The sequence below is a fragment of the Xanthomonas sp. SHU 308 genome (assembly GCF_000364645.1).
GTDB lineage: Bacteria > Pseudomonadota > Gammaproteobacteria > Xanthomonadales > Xanthomonadaceae > Xanthomonas_A > Xanthomonas_A sontii.
Window position 1 is genome coordinate 1 of record NZ_AQOK01000063.1, and the last position, 5,515, is coordinate 5,515.

A 5,515-nucleotide genomic window follows, 5' to 3' on the forward strand; every position below is an offset into this window, starting at 1 on the left:
ATGCCGGCGCGGTGCTGGCGCCGCTGCTGACCGCGGCCACCGCCACCGCCGGCGCGGCCGCTGTCGGCGGCACCGAGGGCGCCGGCAAGCGCATTGTCGCCATCACCTCCTGCCCCACCGGCATCGCCCACACCTTCATGGCCGCCGAGGGCCTGCAGCAGGCGGCCAAGGTGCTGGGCCACCAGATCCGGGTGGAAACCCAGGGCTCGGTCGGCGCGCAGGACGCGCTCAGCGCCGAGGAGATCACCGCCGCCGACCTGGTGCTGATCGCCGCCGACCGCGAGGTCGACCTGGGCCGCTTCGGCGGCAAGCGCCTGTACAAGAGCGGCACCAAGCCGGCGATCAACGACGGCCCGGCGCTGATCCGCAAGGCCCTGGCCGAGGCCCGCGTGCATGCGGCCGGCAACGGCGGCGGCGCCCCGGCCAAGGCCCAGGGCGGCCGCTCCGCCGGCCCGTACAAGCACCTGATGACCGGCGTGTCCTTCATGCTGCCCTTCGTCACCGCCGGCGGCCTGCTGATCGCGCTGGCGTTCGCGCTCGGCGGCGTCCACACCATCGACGATGTGTACAAGGGCACGTTGGGCTGGAACCTGTTCCAGATCGGCGCCAAAGCAGGTTTCGTCCTCATCGTCCCGGCGCTGGCCGGCTACATCGCCTACTCCATCGCCGACCGCCCGGGCATCGCTCCCGGCATGATCGGCGGCATGGTCGCGGCCAACCTCGGCGCCGGCTTCCTCGGCGGCATCCTCGCCGGCTTCATCGCCGGCTATGGCGTGGCTGCGCTCAACCGCTGGATTCGGTTGCCACGCACGCTGGAAGGGCTGAAGCCGATGCTGATCCTGCCGGTGCTGGGGACGCTGCTGGTGGGCCTATTGATGATGTATGTGATCGGCAAGCCGGTCGCGGAGCTGCTGGCCTGGTTCACCGCCTGGCTGCGCGAAATGCAAGGCAGCAGTGCGGCGTTGCTGGGACTCCTGCTGGGCGCAATGATGGCATTCGATATGGGAGGGCCGGTCAACAAGGCAGCCTACACGTTCTCGACGGGCTTACTGACGAGTCAGGTGTATACGCCAATGGCCGCGGTCATGGTCGCAGGCATGACGCCGCCACTTGGCATTGCCCTGGCAACCTGGGCATTTCGCGACCGCTTCACCAAAGAGGAACGCGATACCAGCGCTGCAACCGGCGTGCTCGGTCTGGCCTTCGTCACCGAAGGCGCCATTCCTTATGCCGCGCGCGACCCACTGCGCACCATTCCCGCACTGATGCTCGGCTCGGCGCTGGCCGGCGCCATCTCGATGGCCGCCGGCGCCGAACTGAAGGTGCCGCACGGCGGCGTGTTCGTTCTGCCCATCCCCAACCAGGTGACCCATGTAGGCATGTACCTGGCGGCTCTGCTCGCCGGCACCGTGGTCACCGCAGTAGCGCTGCGGGTGCTGAAGAAGCCGGTTCTCGCCTGATCCTGTCCACGCGCCGGCGCGTCGCCCTGCGATGCCCCTCCCCCCGTCGCCGCTGGCGGCGCGCCGGCCTTTCCTGCTGAAGGAGTTCCGCCATGTCCCGTCCCCTTATCTCGCACCTGCCCCTGGCCACCCTGGCGCTGGCCCTGGCCGCGCCGCTGGCCCACGCCCAGGACGCCAGCGACGCGTTCAAGCTCAAGCTCGCCTACACCGGCGAGGCCGCGGCCTCGCTGGATGGCGGCAAGCACCAGGGCAGCGCCTACGCCGGGCAGCTGATGTTCGGCACCGACGTGGACCTGCAGCGGCTGATGGGCTGGAACGGCGCCACGCTGAAGGTCTACGGCATCAACCGCCACGGCACCAACCTGGCCAACGGCAACATCGGCAACAGCACCTCGGTGCAGGAGATCTACGGCGGCCAGGGCACGCGCCTGGCCAATTTCACCATCGACCAGAAGCTGTTCGACGATCGCCTGGAGCTGGAAGCCGGCCGCAGCGTGGCCAACATCCACTTCCTGGGCTCGGAGCTGTGCAACTACTTCCAGGGCAACTCGGCCTGCGGCAACCCGACCTTCGTGTTCCGCACCAGTAACTTCACCTACTGGCCGGTGTCGAGCTGGGCCGCGCATGCCAAGGCCTGGGTGACTCCGAACGTGTATGTCCACGTCGGCGCCTACGAGGTCAACCCGATCCAGGCCGAACGCGGCCAGCACGGCCTGAACTGGAGCACCAACGACAGCACCGGGGTGATCGTGCCGTATGCGATCGGCTACAGCACCCAGGCCAGCGGCGCGCGCCTGCCGGCGATGTACGAGCTGGGCGGCTGGCAGGACAACTCGGACTACCGCGATCCGCTCAACGACCGCAACGGCAACCCGGCGCGGCTGAGCGGGCTGGACTACGCCACCCGCAGCGGCCGCTCCGGCGCGTTCTTCCGCTTCGAACAGCAGGTCACCCGCCCCGATCCGGACAGCAATCGCGGGCTGGTGCTGTTCGGCTCGGTGCTCAAGGGCACCTCCGGGCAGTTGATCGAAGACCACTTCCTGGAGCTGGGCCTGGTCCAGCGCGGCACCTTCGCCAGCCGTCCCAACGACAACATCGCCTTCGTCGTCACCCAGCAGCACTACAGCGACGACGCTTTGGAAGACCTGCGCCTGGCCCGCGCCGCGGCCGGCGGCAGCGGCACCCCGCACCGCTCGCAGACCATGATGGAGCTGAGCTACGGCATCCAGGTCACCCCGCAACTGCGCATCGCCCCGAACCTGCACTACATCGTGCATCCGGACCAGTTCAACGAACCGGCGCGCACCCGCGACCTGCCCAATGCATTGGTGGCTGGGTTGCGGCTGGACTGGGCGCTCTGAGGGGCCGGGATTTGGGATTCGGGATTGGGGATTCGCAAAGGCGGGCGGACTGCGGCCTGAAAGTTTGCGTGCAGACGCGGCGCGCGGTCTGACGCTGACAGCATCAGTGCAGACCGACTCATCCGCGCAGATGCCGACATGATTCACTCTCGATAGCGGCATGTTGAACGCACGAGACCCCGGCATGCCGGGGCCTCGTGCGTTTTCTTCCCTTTGATTCCGATCGCAGTGGCGCTGCGCCGATCCGTCGGCGCCTGCGGGAGCGAAACGTGGCCGGCGAATCGAGATCCGTTCGATTCCGTGCGAGCCGTCTCCCTGGCGCGGGAGCGGTGACGTTGCCGACCCGTTCATGATGCCGCGGCCCCGGAGGCGTGAGGATCGGCGGATGCCGCGGCCGGCTATAGGATTTTTCCTACCCGACTGATCAGGACCGGCGAGCGCGCAGCGATGTCATGGATGATAATGGTCATCACCGCATCGCAGAATCTGGATACACACTCCATCGAAGCTACATCGACGTATGTGAACGTAGTGACTTCGCCGCCGCCGATTACGACGGTTTTCCCACATCCCCGTTGCAAGCATTTCGCATCATGCGCATCCTGGTCGCCGAAGACGATACGTCCATTGCCGTTGCATTGCGCGACTCGCTCGCCGAGTGCGGCCACGTAGTGGACCATGTCGGCGACGGTGCCGCCGCCGAGCGCGCGCTCGGTAGCGAAAGCTATCAACTGCTGGTCCTCGACCTGGGCCTGCCGCGCCGCGACGGGCTACAGGTGCTGCAGCGCCTGCGCGCGCGCCGCGACGAGATCCCGGTGCTGGTGGTGACGGCGCGCGATGCCGTGGAAGACCGCATCCACGCGCTCGACCAGGGCGCCGACGACTACCTGATCAAGCCCTTCGAACTGTCCGAGTTCCTCGCCCGCACCCGCGCGCTCCTGCGTCGCAGCAGCAGCGGCGGCGTGCCGGAACTGGTGCTGGGGCAACTGCGCATCAACCTGGCCGGGCGCCGAGTGTGGCTGCAGGACCAGCCGCTGGACCTGACCGCGCGCGAGTTCGCGCTGCTGGAGACCCTGCTGCTGCGCAGCGGGCGTGTGGTCAGCCGCAGCCAGCTGACCGAAGCACTGTGCGACTGGCAGCACGAAATCACCGACAACGGCCTGGACATCTCCATGCACCGCCTGCGGCGCAAGCTGCACGGCGCCGGCGTCGGCATCCGGACCATCCGCGGCCTGGGCTATCTGCTGGAGGAGTCGCGCGCCGCCTCACCGGCCGCCGACCACGCACAGATGCCGCAGTGAGCGCGACCGCGGCCGCGCAGTCGCCGGCATACCGCCACCCCAGCCTGCGCCAGCGACTGCTGGCGTTCCTGCTGATTCCAACCATGCTGCTGATGCTGGTGGTGTCGGCGCTGTTCTACCTGCTGATGCTCAAGTACACCAATCACGTCCACGACATGGACCTGAAGGAGGACACGCAGGGCCTGGCGAATGCGGTCAACGACCCCGGCGAGCGCATGCCGCTGACCCTGCAGGCGCGGCAACTGCTGGAGTACAGCAGCGACGGCCGGGTGTTCTTCAAGCTCGACAGCCGCCGCCACGGGGTGATCAGCGGCAGCACCCAGCCGATTCCGTCGCATCCGGATCCGGCCGAAGTCGGCCGGGTGATGCTGTACGACGACCGCATGGACAACGGCGTGCCGGTGCGTGTGGCCAGCCTGTTGCTGCCCTCGGCGCTGGAGCCGGGCGACTGGCTCACCGTGTCGGTGGCCGAGACCCTGGACGACCGTCACCGCCGCGCCCGCGAGATCCTGGTGCTGATGCTGCCGACCGAACTGCTGCTCACCTGCTCGCTGCTGGTGCTGGTCTGGCATGGCGTGCGGGTCGGCCTGCGCATGCTGGAGCCGGCGGTGCGGCGGCTCGACGACAGCCAGCGCGACCTCAGCCCGGTGTCCGGTCCCGACATCCCGGTGGAGATCGTGCCGCTGACCCAGGCCATCGACGGCCTGCTCGGCCGCCTCAAGCACATGATGGCGCTGCAGGAACGCTTCCTCGCCGACGCCGCGCACCAACTGCGCACGCCGCTGGCCGGGCTGAGCATGCACGTGCAGCGCGCCCAGGCCAGCCAGCGCCCGGAAGACACCGCGCAGGCGCTGCAGCACATCCGCCAGCTGACCGACCGCGCCACCCGCACCTCCACCCAGCTGCTGGCGCTGACCCGCACCCAGGCCCCGCGCGAGAGCATCCGCCCGCTGCTGCCGCTGGACCTGGCGCAATGGCTGCCGCAGGCGCTGGCCGAGCGCATCCCCGACGCCCTGCACGCCGGCGTGGACCTGGGCTACGACGGCGGCGACGACGACGCGGCTGCGGCCTGGGTCGCCGCCGACGCCTATGCGCTGCGCGAACTGCTCGACAACCTGCTGGACAACGCGTTCCGCCACGCCGCCGGCCGTGTGGTCACGGTCAGCCTGCGGCGCGACCCGCTGTCCGTGCGCCTGGCCGTGGACGACGCCGGCAGCGGCATCGACGACGCCCTGCTGCCGCGCCTGGGCGAGCGCTTCTTCCGCGCCCCGGACGCGCCCGAAGGCGGCACCGGCCTGGGCCTGGCGATCGTCGCCAACATCGCCGCCCGCCACCACGCCACGCTGCGCTACCGGCGCTCGGCGCTGGGGGGCCTGCGTGCGGAGCTGGACCT

Annotated in this window: 4 protein-coding genes; all 4 read left to right on the forward strand. The window is 69.3% G+C overall.

Annotated features, from left to right (window positions below; all coding sequences use genetic code 11):
* Positions 1 to 26: 26 nt before the first annotated feature.
* Positions 27 to 1,460, forward strand: a complete 1,434-nt coding sequence (locus D588_RS0102945; RefSeq protein ID WP_232764207.1) for a fructose-specific PTS transporter subunit EIIC — start codon at positions 27 to 29, stop codon at positions 1,458 to 1,460.
* A 92-nt stretch (positions 1,461 to 1,552) separates the two neighbouring features.
* Complete coding sequence (locus D588_RS0102950; protein WP_017914911.1) at positions 1,553 to 2,821, forward strand: carbohydrate porin; 1,269 nt, start codon at positions 1,553 to 1,555, stop codon at positions 2,819 to 2,821.
* 593 nt (positions 2,822 to 3,414) lie between these two features.
* Positions 3,415 to 4,122 (forward strand): response regulator transcription factor, encoded by a 708-nt coding sequence (locus tag D588_RS0102955; protein ID WP_017908858.1) that lies wholly within the window; start codon positions 3,415 to 3,417, stop codon positions 4,120 to 4,122.
* Positions 4,119 to 5,515, forward strand: a 1,397-nt coding sequence (locus D588_RS23850; protein WP_017914912.1) for a sensor histidine kinase, incomplete at its 3' end; no start/stop codon positions are given. The genes D588_RS0102955 and D588_RS23850, both read left to right, overlap by 4 nt.

Coding starts and splice junctions, on each gene's coding strand:
- D588_RS0102950 (WP_017914911.1), top strand. CDS start 1,553: ATGTCCCGTCCCCTTATCTCGCACCTGCCCCTGGCCACCCTGGCGCTG.
- D588_RS0102955 (WP_017908858.1), top strand. CDS start 3,415: ATGCGCATCCTGGTCGCCGAAGACGATACGTCCATTGCCGTTGCATTG.